Origin of the sequence: Duganella sp. BJB1802 (assembly GCF_013369445.1) — a bacterium.
In the GTDB taxonomy this organism is placed as follows: domain Bacteria; phylum Pseudomonadota; class Gammaproteobacteria; order Burkholderiales; family Burkholderiaceae_D; genus Rugamonas; species Rugamonas vulcania_A.
The window spans coordinates 643084-664080 of the sequence record NZ_JABWEF010000001.1 but is presented as its reverse complement, the minus strand read 5'-3'; the positions used below and the strand labels follow the sequence as shown (position 1 = coordinate 664080).

Here is a 20997-nt window from a genome sequence, read left to right as displayed (position 1 = left end):
AATAGCCCCTATGCGACATGACCTCAACGAATTGGAAATCTTTGTCGCCGTCGCGCGCCACCGCAGCTTCCGCAAGGCGGCCGAGGAACGCAACGTCACCGCCTCATCGCTGAGCCACGCCATGCGCGCGCTGGAGACGCGGCTGGGCATACGCCTGTTGAACCGCACCACGCGCAGCGTGGAGCCCACCGAGGCGGGCAAGCACCTGTACGCGCGGGTGAAGAGCGTGATCGAGGACCTGGACCAGGCGCTCGATGAAATCAACGGTTTCCGCGACACCATCCAGGGCACGCTCCGGCTGAACGTGCCGCGCCCCGCCGCCCGCCTGCTGCTGGCGCCGATACTGAGCGGCTTCCTGAAGATGCACCCGGGCGTCAAGATCGAAGTCGTCACCGACGATCAGCTGGTCGACATCGTGGCGGAGGGCTACGACGCCGGCGTGCGCTTCGGCGAGAGCCTGGCGCTGGACATGATCGCCATCCCCATCGGCGCGGCGCAGCGCTTCGCGGTGGTGGCCGCGCCCGATTTTCTCGATGTGCACGGCCGCCCTGTCAGCCCGCCCGACCTGCGCGGACTGCCCTGCATCGGCCGCCGCTTCCCCAGCGGCGTGATCTACGCATGGGAATTCGAACGCGACGGCCAGGGCATGACGGTCGGCGTCGACGGCCCGCTGGTGCTGGATGACGACGCCATGATGGTGGAGGCGGCACGCGACGGCGTCGGCATCGCCTTCGTGCATGAGTCCTACGCGCTGGAGCACATCCGGCAGGGCAAGCTGGTGCGCCTGTTCGAGGAGTGGTGCCCGGCCATGCCCGGCTTCCACCTGTACTACCCGAGCCGCAAGCACATGTCGGCGGCGTTGCGCGGCTTTGTCGACTGGTGCATCAAGGAACGGCAGGACGAGGAAGCCGCCACAAACAATTTCTTGGTTTTTTGATTTGAGTCAAGCGCCGCTGATGCTTCTGTTGAGGTGATGCACTACCTTGTGAATCAGGCAGGCCGTCACGGCCGACGCACCGCTAACTCACCAAGGAACCATCATGCCCGTGATTCAACGTTATCGCACGCAAACCCGCCCGCGCGCCCTATGGCTGTCCATGGTCTCGGCGCTGCGCTCCGTGACGAAAAGACCGACCGCCGCAGGAGCCGCACGATGAAGAAAGCTGTCTTCACGGAACACGAGCAGGAAGCGGATGACGCCGGACCGGAACCGTTTCAAGGCCTGATGCGCTACGAATACCATACGCAGCTGCGGCAGATTTCCTACTACCTGTCGGGCAGCATTGTACAGGCGAGCTACTACACCGATCTGTTCCACACCTTGCGTACCGCCAGCGAGAACGACCTGGTGTTCCTGCATCTGAACACCTCCGGCGGCGACTTCGACACCGGGCTGCAGATCATCAACAACATGCAGGCATCGAACGCGCACGTGGTCACCGTGCTGGAAGCGCGCGCCTACTCGATGGGCGCGTTCATCTTCCTGGCCGGCGACGAACTGGTGGTGCACGACAACTGCCAGCTGCTGTTCCACATCTATTCCGGCGTCTTCACCGGCAAGGGCAACGAGCAGCAGGCCGAATCGCTGGCACTCAGCAACTGGTTCGAGAAATTCATGTCGCGCACCTGCCAGCCCTTCCTGGCCGCCAGCGAAATCAAGAACATCCTGAAAGGTTCCGACCTGTGGATGGACTCCGATGAAATCCGGCGCCGCATGGCGCGCCTGCAGCGCGAGCAGGACAAGCAGGCCGCGCCGCGCAAACCCAAAGTCGCCATTGCCGGCGGCACAAAGCGTTAGTCGTACGTCCAATTTATTTGATCCGCAGTACAGTGTAACCAGCCACCCACTCGCTCACGCAACGGAAAGAAGATCATGTTCAAGCACATCTTACTGCCGACCGACGGCTCGGCCATTTCCTCCGCCATCATCCAGAAGACCATCGCCTTCGCCAAGGAGAGCGGCGCCACGGTCACCGCCGTGCACGTGATCGCGCCCTTCCACGTCCTGACGGCGCACGCCGACATGCTGGAAGCCACCCGCGACGAATATCTGCGCGACAGCCAGGCGCATGCGCAGCGCTATCTCGAGGACATCGAAAAGGCTGCGCGTGAAATGGGCGTGCAATGCAAGACGGTCATCTGCACCGACGACCAGCCGTACGAACAGATCATCGAAACCGCGCGCCTGCACGGCTGCGACCTGATCTGCATGGCCTCGCATGGCCGGCGCGGCGTCAAAGGGATGTTGCTGGGCAGCGAAACGCAGAAAGTGCTGACCCACAGCCAGATACCGGTGCTGGTGTTCCGCTGACATCATGAGCGGCACGCATGGCCCGGACGGGCGGATGCTGGCCATGCTGCTGGAGCGGCCGGGACAAGCGCTGCGTGCCGCGCAAATAGCGATACCCACGCCCACGCCGCAACAACTGCTGTTGCGCGTGGCGGCTTGCGGCGTATGCCGTACCGACCTGCATATCGCCGACGGCGAACTGGTGCCGCGTGCGCTGGCGGCGGTCCGCGCCGGCGGCAGCGTGGTTTGCGCCGGCATCCACATGAGCGAAGTGCCGGCGTTTCCCTACGCGCTGCTGTGGGGAGAGCGGACGCTGCGGTCCGTAGCCAACCTCACACGAGCCGATGGGGAGGCCTTCTTCCAGCTGGCAGACCAATACCTGCTGCAAACCCACACGACGGCGTTCCCGCTGGCGCAGGCCAACGCCGCACTGGCCGCGTTGCGCGCCGGCGATCTGGATGGCGCTGCCGTGCTGGTGCCCTGATCCTTGTCCGCGCTATTGCTCGCCCCGCAGATCATCGACTTTTCTTTGCCATCCGCATTCCGACTTCCCAAGAGCTTCAACGGCGTCTTGCCATCATCCAGCATGACCGGGGCCGGAGCGGGGACAATTCTTTGCGTGCTGTCGGGACGGGCGGCGCCATACGAGTTAACGCCCCACGCGCACACGTATCCATCGCGCGTCAACGCGATGTCATGGTCGTAGGCGGAAATTGCGCCGATTTCGTTGAGCGCGGTCAGCGCGACAGGAGTCGTACTGCTCCGCATGGCGTCACCGGGCCTTCTCATCTCAATTCTGCTGTTCCAGGCCCGCTGCGAGCCGTTCGTGCAAGTCCGGCCCCACTCGACGGAAACCAAGCAACCTGGCGGCCGTCCGAATCAGATCGCTCTCGGCGCCGCCCGCATTGTCATTGCGCGCCATCTTCAGGGCCGCGGAGACCTCCAGCATGGATATGCTTAGCGGCTTTATCGTCGCCCCACTCTCCGCCGACCGATCCCTGACCGGCGGCACCTCCGACTGCTGGCGCGTGAACCAAAACGTTCCGTCGGAAAGCAAATCGTGCCCATTCGATTGCGCGTGGCTTAGCGCTTCGCGAGTTTTTGTAACGATGCGCGTCCCCGCTTTTTCCTTCCCAAAACAGGTCGCCAGGCGCCGAGCCATCTCCTCGATGTGAATCGGCCCTTCGACATCGACTATGCACTTAACCAGATCCGCCAGCACGGTGACAGCCACCTCATGCGGCTCCTGGCCTCCAGTAACCGGAAAATGCGCGCGCCGATAGGCAGGCATCTGTCGCGGTTCGACTCGCGGAACATCAAATGACAAAGGAACTTCCATCTGCGGATCCACAGCCGGCATCGGCCGCGCGCGATTGGCTCCTTCGATTTTTACACCAGCCTCGGCCGAAGTCCGCGCATCGTCGAGGGCAACGCGCAAGCGCTCGATCTCCGCACTGCGGTGATAGAACCAGTCAGTGCTCCATATCCGATGAAAACGCCAACCCAGATGTTCCAGCACATCCCGCCGCAGACGATCCCGCTCGCGCGCCCACAACGCGCCGTGATAAGTCGCGCCGTCGCACTCGACCGCCGCGATATAGGTTCCTGGACGGTCCGGATGGCGGACACCCATATCGATACGGAAGCCGGCCGAACCCACCCGCGTATCGACCAGATAGCCAAGACTTCGAATCGCATCGGCCACATCCTCCTCGCAGGGCGTATCCGCTTGCAGCCTGGTTGGTTCCGCATCGCTCACGCCCCCACTGTTCGCAAACTCCAGGAAGCGCTTCAGGATACGGGTGCCTTGCCGGACCGTTCGACTTGGGTCGACGTCGCCCGGATCGAAGGAGGCGAAAACCTCGCAGCGTACGCGCGCCCTGGTGAACAATACGTTAAGCCGTCGCTCTCCGCCCTCCAGGTTGACCGGCCCGAACGTCATGCTGGCGAGCCGGCCGCCGGCCACGCTAGGGCCGTAGCAAACACTGACCAGAATGACATCCCGCTCATCGCCCTGCACGTTTTCAATGTTCTTGACGAAGACGTCTTCCGGCTGCCCTTCCCGCAAAAATGCATCCAAGGTCGGATCGCTGCGGCGCGCGGATTCCAACAGCTCCGTAATCAAGCTCTTCTGCGCCGAAGAAAACGTGACGATGCCCAGCGACAGGCTCGGATGCAGGCGAGCATGCTCGGCAACCCGCTCCACAATCGCAGCGCCCTCCTTGCGATTATCCCGCTTGCCGCCCTTGTCGTAGACGCCGTCGACGCGCGTGAAACACAGGCCGTATGCCGGATCCTCCTGCAACGGCGATGGTGGCAAGATGAGGCCATCCTCATAGAACTCGTGATTCGACACCGATATCAATGATGGATCCCGCGAGCGGTAATGCCAGCGCAGCATGCGTGAACTGAGGCCCCGTGCTTCGCACAGGCTGAGGATGCTCTCCATCATGCCGAGCTTCGCGGCATTGCCCAGCAAGCCATCGTCTTCATCTTCCGGCTCTTCGTCGGACTCATCGGCCAGCAGCCGATCAAAGAAGGACGAAGGCGGCAATTGCTTTTGGTCGCCGACAACCACGATCTGGGTCGCGCGCGCGATGGCGCCGAGGGCATCCTCGGGGCGGACTTGCGACGCCTCGTCGATAACGAGTAAATCGAATTCCAATGCACCCGGTGGAATGAACTGCGCGACCGAAATAGGGCTCATCAGCAGCACTGGTTTAATTCTCTGCACCGCAGTACCAGCGTTCTGGAATAATTTTCGAAGCGCGATATGCCCGCGCTTCTTCGCTATCTCCCCTCGCACCACCTTCATCTCTCCCAGCGCACCCTGCGGCACCTGGGCCAAATGCCCGGCCAGTACGCTGGTGACGTTTTCAGACAGGCGCTGCCGCTCAAGCGCCGCAAACGACGCAACCAGTTCGTGCTTGTTCTCCAGCGCCATGTCGCGCAACACGGGAATCGAATCACGGGCGATGTGCCAAAGCCGTTCGGCTCGCGCATATCGAAGCTCTGTGGCCGCCCTGCCGCTATCGAGCTCGCCGGACTGCATCCGCCTTGCCAGCTCAGGCACGCCGGCTTCCTCGATACGGTTGTGAAGGCGCGTCAAATTGCTCCATCCTGAATAGCGGTCGATCGAGCTGGCCATTTTCCCGAATCGTTCGGCGACCGCATCCAAATCGGTCCAGCGCGAATCAAGATCCAGCAGGCCAACGACGCCGCTCAGTTTGCGGCGCGCGGCTGGTTCGCGATCACGCAAAGCCTTCCGCAATGCCGCGACGGAGTCGGCATGAGAGGCCATCGATAGCAGCGCATTGGGATCGCAGCGCAGCGGCGCACCATCAAGACGTTCGCACCACGCGGTAATTGCCAACAGCCGGTGAAACTCCGTGAGTTCACCACGCCATTCTCCTTGCAAGACATGAGCGCAATACTCCGAGTCGCGCGCCCATCGCGATTTGCTCGCCTCGATACTTCCCAGTCGATCCAGGAGTTCGAGTCGGTCCTTGGCGGACTTTGGCAAAGCCCCTCGCAAAAGGCCCGCGAGCTCGCGCGATGCGCGGCGGTAGGCGCCACCCCAGCGCGCAAAGAACGAATTCACCCCGGCGGCCAGCGCACCGCGCAGCGTTATCGTCGACACGGAAAATGCCGGCTCGACAAAGGTGGCTTCGGCCGCATCTCGCTCAGATCGCCAGGCAGCTCCCTCCGTCAATGTCTGCTTTATTCGCGCGATGTCTGCGGCGGACAAGAAAGCCTTCGATATCTCGACCGCTCCAGCAGGCATCCCCTCCAACCGGGCAAGCACGTCATCAAGCGCAGCGACCGAGGACAAGGCAATCGGAACATTGACCTGCAGCTGAGCGACGGCATCGTTAATCGCGAGGATCAATGCCGACAACGCCTCACAAGCTTCTAACAGCAAAGTCTCCAGACGTTTCAGGTCAACGGGCTGCAGGTCGAGATTCCGCGTTCCCTCAAACGGATGCTTCTCGCTGGCGGTCTCCTTCTTCAGCAAGTCTCCGTACTGCCTTACGGTGTCGAGCAGACGCCGCTCCTCGTCCTCCGTCATCGTGGACAGGCCGGCGCTGTCGATGCTTGGCGCCGGCGCGCCTGAACCGATGTAACGCGTCTGTACACTGAGCACTGAAAAAGGTGTGGCACCGGTATTTCCGATGGGCCGATGCAGCGCCTCCGTGAATTGATTGAGCTTATCGCGCGCCGCAGTCAGCTCCGTCGGCGCATCAGGGACCGAAGGAACGGCAGCCGCAGCCCCGAGGGTTCGCGCCAGTTCCGCCAGGACGGTGCTTTTATTCGCATTCCTGGAATGAAGCTCAAGGCAAACATCCCGCAGCCCTACGCGAACCAGGCGATCATGAACAACGGAGAGCGCCGCCATCTTCTCGGCCAGGAAAAGCACACGCTTCCCGTCCTTGACGGCCGCAGCGATGATGTTCGTGATCGTTTGGGATTTCCCCGTTCCGGGAGGCCCCTGAACAACCAGGTTGCGCCCCGACCTGACCTCTTCAATCACACGAGCCTGCGAGGCATCGGCATCGACCACGTGCAGTAGCTTTTCGGGCGGCAGCATGTCATCGAGCTTGCCGTTGGCGTCGAAGATCGAAGGCGCCGGCTCGAAGCCTTCAAACAGCAAGCCGCGCGTGAGGCCATGATCCGCTATCGCGCCCTCCGGCCACGCTTCAAGCGCGAGATCGCGATACATCAGCAGCTTGGAGAACGAGAAAAAGCCGAGCTGAATTGCGTCGGGTTCAATGCGCCAATCCCTCAGGCCACGGATGACCTCCTGGACTTGTTCGAAATAGACAGAAGGTATCCACTGTTCGTCAGACTGAATCTCGGGCAACTGAATGCCGAAATCATCCTTCAACCGTTGCTGCAGCGGTAAATTGGTCACCAGCTCGTCATCTCGAATTCGCACATCATAAGTCGATGTGCGCTGGTTACGAGTCAGCTCAACCGGCAGAAGAATCAGCGGTGCTTCGCGGGCGACGCTGGAAGACTTGTCCTCGAACCAGGTCAGGAAACCAAGCGCCAGGTACAGGATGTTGACCCCGGATTCCTCCTCCGCTGTTTGCGCCTCACGTGCGATCTTCAAGAGCCGTTTTTGCAGCGCGTCCGGTCCCAACCGCGTCTCAAGGTAGGCGTCGGTGTAGCGGCTTGGATCGAAAGCCAATTCGCCCGCGTCCGCAAGGCGAACGGATGTGCCGTCATCGTCCTGATCGCGGCCGATGGCAAGGAAGCGCATGGCCTTGTGGTGTGAGAGGATGGCGTACACCTCATCGGAACGCTCGTTGACGACGTTGATGACATTGCCCCGCCCGTTGGTCCGATTGACATGAACCAGCCGGTTGCGCGTGCCGGTCTCGACAAGACGCTTGCGCGTCTCGTTAAACAAACGTACCAAGCCTGTTCGGAGCGACTGCTCTGCCGGCACCTCATTGTTTTCATCGCTCACCGCATCACTCCTTTCCTGGCTCAAAATCCAGCTGACAGCCGCCAGTGTACTCTGATGGCGGTACCGTCATGACAACGTTGAAGTATCGCCAATTGAAATGGTTTGCAAATTTGAAAATGTTGACTTAGTATCCAAATACATAAGTCCTTATGAATTATTCGCTTTTTTACGGAGACAAACTCAACAATGCGTAAATTTCTTCCCGCAGCAATCATGGCCCTCTGCGCCATCACCCTCACCAACGCAGGCGCACAAGAACAGCGGCCCGCAGCAACGGCGCAACAGGCCAAGCCGTTGACCAAGGCGGACAAGGCCGCAGCCGTCGAACTCCTGGCCCAACGCCTCGCCGCCAACTACGTCTATGCCGACGTCGGCAACAAGATGGCCGCCGCCATCCGCGACCATTTGCGCAAGGGCGACTACGAAAAGGTTGCGACGGACGCGGAATTCGCAGAATTGCTGACGGCCCATATCCAAGCCTCCAATCCAGACAAACACCTGCGCATCCGCTACGCCCCAAGCGCAAAGCCCGATATGCCTCGCTCCTCGGCCACGCAAGCCATGCCTGCCGGAGATAAGAAGAGCGTGACCTTCGGGAACTACGTGAATTTCGGATTTGAAAAGGTGGAGCGCCTACCGGGCAATATTATGTACCTCAAGTTGAACGGATTCTTTGAAGCGACTTACGCCAAGGCAGCCGCTACGGCAGCCATGAACTTCGCAGCCAATGGCAACGCGATGATCATCGACCTGCGCGAAAACGGCGGCGGCGACCCGCGCATGGTGGCATTCGTGGCAAGCTACCTGCTCGGCGATAAGAAGATCCATCTGTCGGACATCTACTTCAGGGCTGACAATGAAACCGATTCTTTCTGGAGCGACCCATCCGTTCCGGGACAGCGCTTTGGTGCGGATAAGCCCGTCTACGTGCTAACCAGCGGCAAAACCTTCTCCGCAGCCGAAGATTTCACGTACAACCTCCAGGCCATCAAGCGCATCACTGTGGTTGGTGAAACCAGCGGCGGCGGCGCGCATCCGATCCGGCCGTTCCCTATCGAGCCGAACATGGTCGCCGTGATCCCGGTCGGGCGTTCGATCAACCTGGTCACCAAAGGCAATTGGGAAGGTACCGGAGTCAAGCCGGATGTCGCCGTCGCAGCGGACAAGGCCCTTGCCAAAGCAAACGCGCTGGCCCTGCGTCAGGTTATGCCGGAAATTAAAAATCCAGAAGAACGCAAAATCCTTGAAAAGAAGCTCGTCGAGTTGGAAGCGGCTTTGTAAGATCTGTGCTGAGGAAGAATTGTCTTTCTCATAGCGGCGCAACACGCTACGATCGAATCGGTCAATTGAGCGCGGAAGCGAGGTGCCGAATGCCTGCCATTGTTCACTGGCGCGACTGGAACGGCGAAGGACTGGAACGGTGCCTTTTTTCCGAAACCGCTGAAGGGTTCACCCTCGAAGGAGTGCTCATCGGCACTCGAGAAGGACACTACGGCGCCCATTATCTGGTCCGTACCGACGCGCACTTTCACACGCGACAGGTTCGTGTCGCGTATTTGGGCGGACCTTGCCTGGAGGTGGAAGCCGACGGTCAAGGGCGTTGGTGGGACCGGCTCAGCGGCGAGCCGCTTTCCTCTCTTGACGGTTGCCTGGACATCGACATTGGCGTAACGCCGGCAACCAACACCCTGCCGATCAGGCGGTTGAAACTGGTGGCGCAGGCGAGCGCGGAGATCGAGGTCGCCTACATTCCTTTGCCAAGCGAAGTCACAGCACAGTTCGTGCCCCATCGCGAACGACAACGCTATACTTGCCTCGTTACCGGTTCGCGTTACCGGTACGACGGAATTCCCGGCGGGTTTTTCGCCGAACTGAACGTGGATCCGCACGGGCTTGTGCTCGACTATCCGCCCATGTTCTGCAGGGTGCAGGGAGATCTTCGATGAGTACTCTTGTTCTGATCCATGGTGGCTGGCGTGGCGGCTGGACCTATGCGTCAGTAGCGCGAACACTGCGCGGTCTCGGGCATGACGTCTACACACCCACGTTGACCGGCCTCGGTGAACGCGTCCATCTCGCGCACGCCCGTCCGAACCTGGACACGCACATCATGGATGTAGCGAACGTTCTCACCTTCGAAAATCTTGGCGACGTTATTCTTTGCGGTCACAGTTATGCCGGGATGGTCATCACCGGCGTCGCGGACAGGTTGCCAGACAGGATCGCTGCACTGGTGTATGTGGACGCATTTGTCCCGGAGGATGGCGATGCCTGGTGGACGCTGGCCGGGGACTATTTCCGCAAGCTTGCGATAGATGGATCGGCGGCGGATGGCTTTAGCGTGACTCCGCCACCCGGCCCCGATCCGAGGCGCGTTCCCCACCAACTTGCGGCGTTTCGTCAGGCGATACATCTCAGCGGTCGATGGAAAGAGATTCCCAAAAAGATGTTCATCTATGCGAGCGGATGGGATCACACACCCTTCACCTCGACCTACGAGCGCTTGAAGCTTGATCCGGGCTGGATAGTGAAGTCGTTGCCAACCGGGCATGGCATCATCGATGAGGCGCCGGGGGACTTCCTGGATTTCGTTCAAGAACTCACTACATGAAAACAAGTCAAATGATGGCCTCTCTCGACGAGTTGAATGCGGTACTCGCGGCATCGGCATTCCTCGAACCATACGAAGACGTACCTACCAGGCCTGACGGCCCTGACTCAACGGACAAAAACTCCCGGCTTATGTCGCCATCCCGCCGCGCTTTCCCAAGGTCCCGGAGAGGTGGTCGATCCACACGCGCAGCTTGGGCGGCACGTAGCGGTTGGAGGGCCACAGCATCCAGAAATTGCCTTCGACGACGTTGTATTCCTCCAGCGCCGTCAGCAGCGATTGGTGGTTCATAGCGTCTTCCACGACGAAGTCCTGCAGGTAGGCGACGCCCATGCCGTCGCCCCTGCCACACCGCCCTGTATGCGGTTCCGCACCAAGCGGTTCGAGTAGTTGAGGTTATGAGAACCGGGGTACGCGAGGCGGTCGAAATAGGCAATAGCGCCAAGCACATCGGCATTGTGCAAAGCCTGCTGCCTCCCTGCCGCCTGCCCAACATTAAGCCGTACGATTACTTCGTGGACGTGCTGCAGCGTGTTGGCCAGCACCCGCCCCCTGATGCATCAGCTCACGCCACGGAGGTTGTTATTTAGACTTGAGAAGAAACTTTGGGCACTTACTGATCAGCTACCGAACGGCGGTACATATCCCTTGCCCGAACACCCACCAACTGGATTCGGTACGAGCAGGCTGCCCGATGAAATCATCGCCGGATCGCCGAACGTAGAAGCCGAGGTGTTACTGGCAAATGCAGAGTTAAAGACGGCCACGCTCTTGGTTGACACCGGCGTGGCAGGCCCGGTGTTCCCTGAGGTGACGTCCAGTTGTAACAGTTTTCCCAGGTTCGCATCGGTACTCTGCTTAGGAAAATAGCAATTCCCAGCAAAGTCGATGGCCTGGTACCCGTTCCAAGGCAGATCTAGGTATACAACGCCATTGATCGCGTTGTAAAAAATGTTATCGGTAATTTTAACGTTCGAAGTCGTGCCAGTATTCACGTACAGCATCACATCGTAACCCACCAGGATCGGGCGTTGCGCGTGGCTCCAACCAGAGCCCGAGTCCACGCAGGTGTTCCGCGTGAAAGTCACATTTGTCATGGTGGAGGTTACGCCATTGGCGCTACTCGACCACAGCTCATAACACTGCTCGGCTTTGGAGATATAGTTGTTGCTGAAGGTGATACCGTTCACCACCCCAGAAGTTCTGCCTTGAGCAGTAAGCCCGGAGTCATAAATTTGAGACAAAGTGTTATTGCTGACTACGGCTTCATTTGTTGTTTCCCAAAACTGTATGCCATTACCGTAACGGGTCGTCTTATCAAGCATGCCACCACCGATATAAGAGAGGCTCAGCCCATCCACGAGCACGCGTGACGTATCACGTGGGAAACTCACGCCGTGCGCGCCACCGTAACGCAGGTCCAGATCACGTAACTCCACATCGCTAGTGGCATTGACAATACTTTGAGTCACTGCCGCTTCGAGCTGCGAATATGCCGAGCCGGGGTTCAGGACCGAAAACAAACGAATTTTGCTCCTCGCGGCGTCGTACCAAAAATCGCCACTTTGTGCGAGCGACGCAGCGTCCAGTTTTTTGAAGCCCACAATGGACGCACCATCATCAAAAATCAAACTGCCCACGTCGTTTTTGAAGAGGCCATCGTATTCGAGCACGCTGAAGGAGTCGATATTCAAATTCACACCGGCCGGCACATTTCCAAGGAACAGACGGACGGTCGCATCCGTCGCAGTCGTGCTAGCGTAGAAATAAAACTCATATGATGCCCAGGCAGTACCAAGAGATGGGCCAGCGGAGGCCGGTGCAACTTGGGTAGCATAGCTAGCATAGCTGCTGCTAATGATCGTCGGAACCGACAACGTCACTGGCTGATCAGCGCGCCCATTAAAAGAGAACTTATAATAGTGCCCAGCGACAATTTGTTTTATAGTCTTGAAAATCTGAACATTGTTTGCGCTACTAGCAAAGTCCATCGCGACCTTTATGCTATAGCTCGTATTGGGTGAGTGGTTGGAATAATCCTTGTCGAGCCTAGCGTATTGCTTTTGCGTGGAGGGATCGCTCATGAAAGCGGCGCTATATGTGCTATAGGTTTGCAGCAACTGCTCGCTGCCTACCAACACCGCCTGGGTCTCCCACAAATGGCTGCCACTGGACGTTTCTACCCAATAAGCGGGATTGTTCAATGCAATGGATCCCAGCAGTCGAGGCTTGTTACCCGCACCGTAAGCGCCATACACAATCTTGCCGCCGGCGGCAGAGCCGGGCGTGGTGGTCAACGAGCCTCGCCATTCTCCGCCCCGATTGAACAGCACCGAATCACCTGCGCTTAATGTAGCGCTACTGACTTTGCCCACCGTCTTCCAAGCGGTACTCGGACTAGTCCCGTTATTGGTGTCATTTCCCGTACTATTATCGACGTAATATATCGTGTTGGCTTGGGCCATTCCATGCGATGTGGCAAATAATATTGCAAAGAAAACTTTGTACGATAGCGCATCAATCCTACTCATCAAGTCTTCCTTTAAGTTAATTGCCAATATTATCACATTGTGCTAATTTGACCGACGTGTTGCGTTGACCGATCGACTCCGCACAGCAAAGAAGATCCTCAAAGTAAGGGACTTGATTGTCTTATGCGCCATCGCTCTCAAATTATGATGGGCGGCTTTGGAGCCGCAGTTGACAGGGAAATAGCCAAGCGATTGAGTGTATTTTCAACGATTGTTCGACCGTTCAAGGCCTCCTTCCAGCGCGCTGGAATTCCTCGCTCACCATAGAGGATGCCGGCCAAGCCGCCAGCGATACAGGCAGTCGTGTCTGTATCATTTCCAAGAGCAATGGCGTTACGGAGACAGTTCTGATAGTCCGAAGTGGCAAGAACGCAGCGGATTGCAGACCATAAGCTGTCGACCACATATCCCGAACCCTTGGAAGGCTCCAGGCGCCCGTCCAGCACAATGCTTAACTCAAGCCGTTCGCTCGGATGGACCGCTTCCTCCAGTGCATCCTGCGCGTAATCCAAGGCTTCGACGGGCGCTCTCCCCTCCACCATCTGCCATGCCATGAGCGAGTAAAGTGCGCAGGCTAGTTGCGATCGCAAATGTGCATGAGTCGGCATGCTTTGTTTTCTGGCGAGAGCGATAACATCCGTTGACCTCGGCCTCACAACAAAAGCGCATGGAAGGGTACGCATCAAGGACCCGTTTCCATTGTTCCATTCATCGGAAGGGCTACATGTGAGGGGATCGCCGTTTCGGGCATAGTTGTCGAGCGCTTGCATCGTCTGGATGCCGACGTCGAAAACATGCTCGTCAGGTGTCATGAATCCCGTGCGATACCAGGACAGCAATCCGTCGGAGAACTGTTTGAGGTCTAGCGACGGACACGTTACCAAGGAGTCCAACAACACCAACGCTTGTGCGCCGTCGTCGCTCCAGGTTCCCGCGGGAACAGCACGATGTGCTCGCGCAAATCCGCTGGGTGGGGACATTTCGATGAGGTGTCGTTCAGGGATATCTGCCGGAGATGAAAATTCATAAGGTACGCCGAGCGCGTCTCCGATGAGCAAGCCATATAGGCCACCGCGAATTCGTTCCCATCTGTCTTGCGGCATAGAGTCCCTTCAGTTTTCTGAGCACGTTCAGAACCAGCATAACATTCTTGCCACTATGAGAAGCTCACAATTTGTCACGCCATGCCGCGATGATATTGTCCATGCCGATCTTTCGCGCCCACCACTCTTCGGGGCCAAGAGGACAACCAAAAACCCGTTTCTCCTAGAGAGGAAGCGGGTTTTAAGACTTCTTGATGCTTTTTACTGCTGTGTTCTGGTACGCTCCTGGCATTCGTACCTTCGACCGTGCATAGACTTAACCCGGCGAAGGTCAGGCTCTGGTCCAACTCGATGCTGAGCAACGGGCCTTCTAAAATCTCTTGAAACTCCACAGATACTCGACGTTGGTATTCAATGTCGGCTGCTGGCCGAGGACAGCCAATTACTGAACTTGGCTGTTTGCCCATTCTATGGCATCCCGCCCAGCAATAATATCGCCTTCTTGAGGGTCAACAAGAACGCCGCCAGACATCGATGCGAGCACGCTGGAAGCGGCGAGGGCCGCCGTCAATTCCAATGGCTGCGGGCCAATACAGAATTGAACCGAGAAATCGAACTCTGGCGCCAGCGCAAGTTCAGAGAAGTCTTCCGAGGAAGTCGGTGCCACGTAATATTCGAATCCAGCTGGCTCTCCATCGACTGAACAAGGGAGAAATCCAACGAAAGAAAACACATCAAAATCATCATCCAGAGCCACAGCGAAGCCAGCATCGGAAATGGCTTTTTTCCATAAGCTGGGCGCAGGCATGCTACTGCGTTGCAGGTAGACCATCAAATCATATGACATCCGAATCTCCGAAAAATAATCATTTGGGACACCTAGCTCCGTCTGCTGCTGGCCGAACCCGGCTAACAGCTGTCAGGATAGCAATTTGCTTAACTACAAAACTCACGAATTCCCACGCTGAGCCGATTTAATCCCTTCTCGGGGTACTAGTTGACTACGTTACTGGATGGCAGGGCTCGCAGATCGTAACCAGCCAGAAGGTGACGATCTGTTTTCAAACGAAATTTTTAAAGTGCTCAAAACTTCATTTCCAGAGTCGCACGGAACATCGGGCAGCCCGGATAGATGGTGCGGCTGCGCTGCGTGCCGCTGCTCGCTACGGTGTAACTGCTTTCGTAGATATAATCTTGGCCAAGCAGATTGGAGCCGGCCACGCGCAGCTGGGTCAGCGGAGTCAACTTCCACAGCACGTACAGGTCAAGATCGCGGCGCGCACTCTCGTAGGTGACTTGGGCGTCCGACACCCGCACTTCTCCGCCTTGCTTGAAGACGAAGCTGCCGCCAGTCGTGACGGCGTCGAGCTTATAGTCGGCGCCTAGCGTAACCGACAGCGGAGTCTGATTCAGCAAACGATTGTTCGGTCCGGGGATCGCATCGACGCGCGACCAGTTGCGCGACAGGCTGCTGCGCAGATCGAGCGCGGTGGTGGTAGCGGTCAGCACCTTCAATGGGAACTTAGCCTCCAGCTCCAACCCATGCGTGCGGGCGCGGCCGGTGTTCATTGGCAGCGAGACCCAGCGGCCACCGTCGAACACGGTCTGGTTGCGCGTGCTATTGTCTATGTTGCGGGCCGACGCACTGACCGATACCAGCGCGCCCTCGCCCCAGTAATGCTCCCAGCTGCTCTCGATGCCGAACGCGAGTTCCGGCCGCAGGTCCGGGTTGCCGATCGAATCGGGATTGGTCTGACTGTTGTTGGCTGAGGTGAAGCGGTGCGGAATCAGACTTTGCACGGTGGGCGCGCGGTAGGTGCGGTTGAGCGCGAAGCGCAACTGGTCACCTGTCGTGTTGGGCAGCTTGTACAGCGTTTGCAACATAGGGCTGAAGACGCTCGAACGGTTGTCCGAGTCCGCAAACGTATTGCCTTCGACCCGGGTCTGGATGCCTTCCCATCGTGCGCCGATGTAGACCGACCACTGTGGCGTGACGTTCCACTCGTCCTGGATGTACACCGCCAGGCGCGCGATATCGGAGGTGTAAAACTCGTCGCCACCAGGGAGCGACACGTCTGGCTGGTAGGCGTCGCGGACCAGGCGCGCGTCATGCGATTTCATGTAGCCGCCGTCCCAGCCCAAGGCGAGCGCGTGGCCTTCCCAGCTGGCATTGGTGACTTTGCCCATCGTATTGAAGCCGCGCACATTGTTGTCCGACCGGACCAGCTCATGCAGCGTGCCCACTCCCGGGCTGCCATCCATCATGCGGTAAATCATATTGGAGGCGGAACCGGAGGTCACACTCAGTTTAGTATCGAGCTTGGTGCCGGAGGCATACTTGTGGGTCCAGTTGACTTCCTCGCGCAGCAGGTTATTGTCGTTGCTCATGGTCTGCTCAAGGTTGGGATAATCCGGCGGCGGGCCCAGCTCGGTGGTGATCAGCGTGTGGACGGCATTCTGGAAGTGGCCCATCGTGAAGAAGGTTTGGGAGACCACCTTGTCGCCGTTGTCGAGGCTCCAGATCAGGCGCGGGCTCAGGTTGAGCCGCGTGACGCGCCCGTCCTGAGGCAGCTTGCCCAGGCGACGGCCGTCCTGGCTGCCGACTGGATCAGCATGCTCCTCGACATTCTGCACTGCGCGCGCAAAGCGCTCGCGCACGACATTGACCGGGATCGACCAGGACAGGGCGCCCGCCGTGTCGTCGAACTGCAAGCTGGCGTTTGGTCCGTTGGTGTCGTGAGCGTGCGAATAACCGAGCTTCAGCTCACGCCGCCCGGCCTTGACTGTTTTCTTCAGCACAATGTTGATGGTGCCGGCAATCGCCTGGGTCGAGAATTCCGCACTGGCGGCGCGCAACACCTCGATTCGCTCGATGACGTCAGGGGACAGCGAATCTAGAGTGAAGCCCGGCGGGGCTTTTTCGCTATTGATCAGGACCTGTGTATATCCTCCGCCCAGGCCGCGCATTTGCACCTCGCTGCCGCGTCCGCCGTTACTACTGACCGTCACCCCAGGCACACGCTTGAGAACATCGAGCACATTAGTATCACCATACTTTACGATCTCGTCGTGGTTGACCACGATCTTGCTGGCGGTGTCATCGTGGCGCGGATCATAGGCGTCGAGCGAGCCACGCACCGCGATCTGCTGCACTTTGCTGTCCTTCGAGTCCTTGTCGTCCGTGAACGCCGCAACGTTCTTGGTGGTCGCGGATTGCTGGGCATGCACTGACGAGGTGGCCAGTGTCATGGATATGCTTACGAACAGGCCGGCAACAAGAATCAATCGCTTCATGGGTACACTCTTGAGTGGGAAAATCAAATCAATGCTCGAAATTGCAGGCGCTCCCGGAGGTGGCGGAGACTGGCCACCAAGCCCTCTGGTGCAAAAAGATGCGGCTTAGCGGTTGCCTGTGACGGCAGTATATGAAGGCGCACGGCTGGGCGGGACGGCAAGTGACCAACGCGGATAGCCGCGTGACGAACGCTCCCACCACCGCCGTTTGGCGAGAAGGTTGGCTGCTATACTCTCAAGCCATGAAGCCACTCCTCCGTACGTTTTCGCGCCTGTCGACGCGCTTCCCCGTTGCCCGGATCGTGGTATCGAATGCGCTGTTCTGGCTTACCTTGTGCCTGATCGGCGCGGCCGGAGCCTACAGCGATGCCTTGCGGCGTCAGGACCACACCGCGTTCTCCGCTTTGCTCACCACATGGTGCTGGGCCCACGTTCCCGTCTTCCTGCTAGGCGTTGCACTGCACCTGTTCAATCGCCGCCAGCCGGAATGGTTCGTCAGTGCAAAGCGCGTGGCGATCGGCTATCTGCTTGTGCTGGTACTGTTTCTGCCGTGCGAACTGCTCTTCACCGTCGCGCACGACCGCATCGAACATGGCTGGTCCTTATCGTTTGACCTGTGGAGGCGCGTACTGGAAATGCCGCGCTTTGGCTGGTTCATTGAATTCGCCTGGACGAGCGGGACATATATCGGCGTGGTCGCCTTCTGTATCTGGCACAGGCACCGGCAGCGGGAACAGATATGGCGCCAGGCCGAGCACGACAATCTCACGCTACGCTTGGCCCTCGAAGAGCAGAAGCTGCAGACCTTACGAGGACAGCTCGAGCCGCACTTCATGTTCAACGCGCTCAACGCCATCAGCGCCCTGGTCCGCTCGAACAATCCCGAAATGGCGCTGTCCGGCATCACCCGGCTGAGCAGCCTGCTGCGTTACGCGCTGGCCACCAGCCAGAGCGAGTGGGTGACTGTCGCCGACGAGTTGCAATTCACACGCGACTACCTGGCCTTGCAGCGTCTGCGCTACGGCGAGCGTCTGCAAGTTCGCATCGAAGGCGACAGCGACGACGTGCTGCGCGCAGACTGCCTTGCCCTGCTGCTGCAACCGCTCGTGGAAAACGCGCTGCGCCACGGCCTGGACGCGGCGATGGAACCCGGCGCAGTGACGATCGTTTTTGCCAAGATGGGGCAAGCGCTCAAGGTGCACATTACCAATCCCATAATGCCCAGCGCGTTGCCCAACCCAGGCGCTGGCATCGGACTCTCCAACGTCAGGGAGCGCCTACACAACGCGTACGGCGGGACAGCCAGCCTGGCCATCGACAAGGCCGACGGCTTCTTCTCGGCCATCCTGCATTTGCCCACGCACCTACCCATGGATGTCGAGGCGGCATGATGGAGGAAATCCGCCGGCGGGTGCTGATTGTCGACGACGAAGAGCCTGGCCGCATCAATCTGCGCTTAGCACTCGGCGCGCATGCATCATGGGAGATAGCCGGCGAATGTGCCGATGCGGCTCAGGCGCGCTCGTTCCTCGCCACGCAAACGGTCGACCTGGTGTTCCTGGACATCCGCATGCCGCGCGAATCCGGATTGGCGCTGGCCCACGACTTTGCGCAGCAACCGTCGCCGCCGCTCGTCATTTTTGTGACAGCCTACGATACCCACGCGGTGGAGGCGTTCCGGGTCCACGCGCTGGATTACCTGCTCAAACCACTCGACGACGCCGATCTCGCGAAAGCACTAGCGCGCGCCGACGCATTGATTACGCAGCGCCAGTTGGCCGCCCACTCCGGCGCTCTGCGAGACTGGTCCGCGTCGCAACAGCAGGCACAGGGCCAGGCCCCCGTATATCTGCGCCAGTTGAACGTCCGCTCAGTCGGTCGCATCGACCTCGTGCAACTTGAGGAAGTTTCGTACATCGAGGCGGCCGGGAACTACGTCGAACTGCACCTGGCGCAGCGTCGCGTGCTACATCGTGTCCCCATCAGCACGCTGGAGCGTCACCTCGATCCGGCGGTTTTCGTGCGAGTCCATCGCAGCGTGCTTGTGCGCCTGGACCAGATAGTAGCGCTTCGCACCAGCGCCGACGGCGCGCCCACTCTGAGACTACGGTGCGCAAGCTTGGTGCCGGTCAGCGAGAGGCATCTTGCCAAGGTGCGCAAACTGCTGTCGGTGGATTGAAGGGAGATGTGCAATGGAAGCCAGCCTTTCTTACCGCATCGACATCTGCAATCTGGAAGGCATCGCCGACTGAGGTAGCCTGACATTTTCGGACAATTCCCCTTGATAAACTTGTCAAAGGGAGTGAAAACATGAAATCAACCACATACACGCCGGAGTTCCGGGCCGACGCGGCCACACGAACAAAGGTGTCGGTGAGTGCCATGGGAGCCTCCCTCTGTCGGTATACGAAATCGAGCTCAGCAACGAGATACCGACAAAATTGTCGGTATACGTCCTTAATTTTATGTTAACCCCTCGGATTTTCAAGGACAACAAAAAACCCGCTTCTCCTATGAGGAGAGCGGGTTTTTAGACTTCTTTGTATTTCTTACTGCTGTGTTCTGGTGCCGCTTGCCGGAATCGAACTGGCGACCTTTTCATTACGAATGAACTGCTCTACCAACTGAGCTAAAGCGGCGAAGTCGCACATTCTAACAAATATTTCTTGCTACACGCTAGTCCCTGCACGATAAATTTTAGCCATGCTGCAAAAATATCATTGCTTTGTGCGGTTTTGAAGCTTCTCAGCCCGCGTGGTAGCCCGTCACCACCGCCACTTCGTCCCGCGAACCCAGGAACACCGGCACGCGCTGGTGCAGCTTGTGCGGCTGGATCTCCATGATGCGGTTCTGGCCGTCGGTGGCCGCGCCGCCCGCCTGTTCGACGATGAACGCCATCGGATTCGCCTCATACATCAAACGCAGCTTGCCTGGCATCGACGTGTCGCGCGTGTCGGCCGGGTACATGAAGATGCCGCCGCGGTTCAGGATGCGGTGCACGTCCGCCACCATCGAGGCGATCCAGCGCATGTTGAAGTTGGTGCCGCGCGGGCCCGTGTCGCCGGCCAGCAGTTCGCTGACGTAGCGCTGCACCGGCGCGTGCCAGTGGCGCTGGTTCGACATGTTGATCGCGAATTCCTTGGTCTTGGCCGGAATCTGCATGTCGCGCTGCGTGAGCACCCACGAACCCATCTCGCGGTCCAGCGTGAAGCAGTTGACGCCGTTGCCGGTGGTGAGCACCAGCATGGTCTGCGGGCCGTACACGGCGTAGCCTGCGGCCACTTGCTTGGTACCTGCCTGCATGAAGTCGGCCTCGGTCGGCTGGCCCATGCCTTCCGGCGCCTTCAGCACCGAGAAGATGGTGCCGATGGAGACGTTGACGTCGATGTTCGACGAGCCGTCCAGCGGGTCGAACAGCAGCATGTATTCGCCTTTTGGATAGCGGTTCGGAATCGGGTGGATCGATTCCATCTCTTCCGACGCCATCGCTGCCAGGTGGCCGCCCCATTCGTTCGCTTCCAGCAGGATTTCGTTGGAGATGATGTCCAGCTTTTTCTGCACTTCGCCCTGGATGTTCTCGGTGTCGGCGGTGCCGAGCACTTCACCCAGCGCGCCTTTGCCCACCGAGTGGCTGATGGTTTTGCAGGCGCGTGCGACCACCTCGATCAGCAGGCGCAGTTCGGCCGGGATCGAGTTGTTCTGGCGCTGTTCTTCCACCAGGTATTGTGTGAGGCTGATGCGTTTCATGGTTTCCC

Annotated in this window: 15 protein-coding genes, 1 tRNA gene and 2 pseudogenes; 10 read left to right on the top strand and 8 right to left on the bottom strand. The window is 59.0% G+C overall.

All coding sequences use genetic code 11. From position 1 onward, the window contains the following. Positions 1 to 10 precede the first annotated feature (10 nt). The 4 genes and pseudogenes from HUX88_RS03025 to HUX88_RS03010 all read left to right on the top strand — a co-directional run. The gene (locus tag HUX88_RS03025; RefSeq protein WP_117011879.1) at positions 11 to 937 is read left to right on the top strand and encodes a LysR family transcriptional regulator; all 927 of its coding nucleotides are present in this window, start codon (positions 11 to 13) and stop codon (positions 935 to 937) included. Between the two features lie 216 nt (positions 938 to 1153). Beyond that, positions 1154 to 1798: an ATP-dependent Clp protease proteolytic subunit gene (locus HUX88_RS03020; protein ID WP_176360758.1), complete on the top strand. Its 645-nt coding sequence runs from the start codon at positions 1154 to 1156 to the stop codon at positions 1796 to 1798. Between the two features lie 75 nt (positions 1799 to 1873). Beyond that, entirely contained in the window at positions 1874 to 2311 is a 438-nt protein-coding gene (locus tag HUX88_RS03015) for a universal stress protein (protein ID WP_117011881.1), read from the top strand. Between the two features lie 172 nt (positions 2312 to 2483). After that, positions 2484 to 2774: pseudogene (locus HUX88_RS03010) on the top strand (alcohol dehydrogenase); the annotation flags it as partial. A 306-nt stretch (positions 2775 to 3080) separates the two neighbouring features. Here the strand turns inward: HUX88_RS03010 and HUX88_RS03005 are convergent. Then, positions 3081 to 7763: a DUF3320 domain-containing protein gene (locus HUX88_RS03005; RefSeq protein WP_217916194.1), complete on the bottom strand. Its 4683-nt coding sequence runs from the start codon at positions 7761 to 7763 to the stop codon at positions 3081 to 3083. Positions 7764 to 7949: 186 nt separating this feature from the next. Between HUX88_RS03005 and HUX88_RS03000 the strand changes: the two genes are divergently transcribed. From HUX88_RS03000 to HUX88_RS02990, 3 genes are all read left to right on the top strand, one after another. Continuing rightward, positions 7950 to 9044: a S41 family peptidase gene (locus HUX88_RS03000; protein ID WP_176360757.1), complete on the top strand. Its 1095-nt coding sequence runs from the start codon at positions 7950 to 7952 to the stop codon at positions 9042 to 9044. 89 nt (positions 9045 to 9133) lie between these two features. Continuing rightward, complete coding sequence (locus HUX88_RS02995; RefSeq protein ID WP_176360756.1) at positions 9134 to 9709, top strand: putative glycolipid-binding domain-containing protein; 576 nt, start codon at positions 9134 to 9136, stop codon at positions 9707 to 9709. Further along, the gene (locus HUX88_RS02990; RefSeq protein ID WP_176360755.1) at positions 9706 to 10374 is read left to right on the top strand and encodes an alpha/beta fold hydrolase; all 669 of its coding nucleotides are present in this window, start codon (positions 9706 to 9708) and stop codon (positions 10372 to 10374) included. The genes HUX88_RS02995 and HUX88_RS02990 overlap by 4 nt, the downstream gene beginning before the upstream one ends. Positions 10375 to 10503: 129 nt before the next feature. On the opposite strand, the gene HUX88_RS02985 is transcribed toward HUX88_RS02990, so the two are convergent. Next, positions 10504 to 10707: a LysR substrate-binding domain-containing protein gene (locus HUX88_RS02985; protein ID WP_176360754.1), complete on the bottom strand. Its 204-nt coding sequence runs from the start codon at positions 10705 to 10707 to the stop codon at positions 10504 to 10506. A 92-nt stretch (positions 10708 to 10799) separates the two neighbouring features. On the opposite strand from HUX88_RS02985, the pseudogene HUX88_RS32055 reads away from it, so the two are divergent. After that, a pseudogene (locus tag HUX88_RS32055) lies at positions 10800 to 10950 on the top strand (transposase domain-containing protein); the annotation flags it as partial. A gap of 44 nt (positions 10951 to 10994) precedes the next feature. Here HUX88_RS32055 and HUX88_RS02980 read toward each other — a convergent pair. The 4 genes from HUX88_RS02980 to HUX88_RS02965 all read right to left on the bottom strand — a co-directional run bounded on the left by HUX88_RS02980 (position 10995) and on the right by HUX88_RS02965 (position 17242). Beyond that, positions 10995 to 12905 (bottom strand): right-handed parallel beta-helix repeat-containing protein, encoded by a 1911-nt coding sequence (locus tag HUX88_RS02980; RefSeq protein ID WP_217916193.1) that lies wholly within the window; start codon positions 12903 to 12905, stop codon positions 10995 to 10997. 137 nt (positions 12906 to 13042) lie between these two features. Next, a complete protein-coding gene (locus HUX88_RS02975) occupies positions 13043 to 14008 on the bottom strand; it encodes an ADP-ribosylglycohydrolase family protein (RefSeq protein WP_176360752.1) in 966 nt (321 codons plus the stop codon). 382 nt (positions 14009 to 14390) lie between these two features. Beyond that, entirely contained in the window at positions 14391 to 14795 is a 405-nt protein-coding gene (locus HUX88_RS02970; RefSeq protein WP_176360751.1) for a hypothetical protein, read from the bottom strand. Between the two features lie 236 nt (positions 14796 to 15031). Further along, entirely contained in the window at positions 15032 to 17242 is a 2211-nt protein-coding gene (locus HUX88_RS02965; RefSeq protein WP_176360750.1) for a TonB-dependent siderophore receptor, read from the bottom strand. Between the two features lie 242 nt (positions 17243 to 17484). Between HUX88_RS02965 and HUX88_RS02960 the strand changes: the two genes are divergently transcribed. Both HUX88_RS02960 and HUX88_RS02955 read left to right on the top strand, forming a co-directional pair. Continuing rightward, entirely contained in the window at positions 17485 to 18633 is a 1149-nt protein-coding gene (locus HUX88_RS02960; RefSeq protein WP_176360749.1) for a sensor histidine kinase, read from the top strand. Continuing rightward, positions 18630 to 19421 carry a LytTR family DNA-binding domain-containing protein gene (locus HUX88_RS02955; protein ID WP_229219164.1) on the top strand — a complete coding sequence of 264 codons (792 nt, stop codon included), beginning with the start codon at positions 18630 to 18632 and terminating at the stop codon, positions 19419 to 19421. Before HUX88_RS02960 ends, HUX88_RS02955 begins: the two co-directional genes overlap by 4 nt. 384 nt (positions 19422 to 19805) lie before the next feature. On the opposite strand, the gene HUX88_RS02950 is transcribed toward HUX88_RS02955, so the two are convergent. Beyond that, positions 19806 to 19881, bottom strand: a tRNA-Thr gene (locus tag HUX88_RS02950). A 106-nt stretch (positions 19882 to 19987) separates the two neighbouring features. Further along, positions 19988 to 20989 (bottom strand): class 1 fructose-bisphosphatase, encoded by a 1002-nt coding sequence (locus HUX88_RS02945; RefSeq protein ID WP_117011885.1) that lies wholly within the window; start codon positions 20987 to 20989, stop codon positions 19988 to 19990. Between the last annotated feature and the right edge of the window lie 8 nt (positions 20990 to 20997).

Coding starts and splice junctions, on each gene's coding strand:
- HUX88_RS02960 (WP_176360749.1), top strand. CDS start 17,485: ATGAAGCCACTCCTCCGTACGTTTTCGCGCCTGTCGACGCGCTTCCCC.
- HUX88_RS02995 (WP_176360756.1), top strand. CDS start 9,134: ATGCCTGCCATTGTTCACTGGCGCGACTGGAACGGCGAAGGACTGGAA.
- HUX88_RS02970 (WP_176360751.1), bottom strand. CDS start 14,795: ATGTCATATGATTTGATGGTCTACCTGCAACGCAGTAGCATGCCTGCG.
- HUX88_RS03000 (WP_176360757.1), top strand. CDS start 7,950: ATGCGTAAATTTCTTCCCGCAGCAATCATGGCCCTCTGCGCCATCACC.
- HUX88_RS02955 (WP_229219164.1), top strand. CDS start 18,630: ATGATGGAGGAAATCCGCCGGCGGGTGCTGATTGTCGACGACGAAGAG.
- HUX88_RS02980 (WP_217916193.1), bottom strand. CDS start 12,905: ATGAGTAGGATTGATGCGCTATCGTACAAAGTTTTCTTTGCAATATTA.
- HUX88_RS02985 (WP_176360754.1), bottom strand. CDS start 10,707: ATGGGCGTCGCCTACCTGCAGGACTTCGTCGTGGAAGACGCTATGAAC.
- HUX88_RS02945 (WP_117011885.1), bottom strand. CDS start 20,989: ATGAAACGCATCAGCCTCACACAATACCTGGTGGAAGAACAGCGCCAG.
- HUX88_RS02990 (WP_176360755.1), top strand. CDS start 9,706: ATGAGTACTCTTGTTCTGATCCATGGTGGCTGGCGTGGCGGCTGGACC.
- HUX88_RS02975 (WP_176360752.1), bottom strand. CDS start 14,008: ATGCCGCAAGACAGATGGGAACGAATTCGCGGTGGCCTATATGGCTTG.
- HUX88_RS03015 (WP_117011881.1), top strand. CDS start 1,874: ATGTTCAAGCACATCTTACTGCCGACCGACGGCTCGGCCATTTCCTCC.
- HUX88_RS03020 (WP_176360758.1), top strand. CDS start 1,154: ATGAAGAAAGCTGTCTTCACGGAACACGAGCAGGAAGCGGATGACGCC.
- HUX88_RS02965 (WP_176360750.1), bottom strand. CDS start 17,242: ATGAAGCGATTGATTCTTGTTGCCGGCCTGTTCGTAAGCATATCCATG.
- HUX88_RS03025 (WP_117011879.1), top strand. CDS start 11: ATGCGACATGACCTCAACGAATTGGAAATCTTTGTCGCCGTCGCGCGC.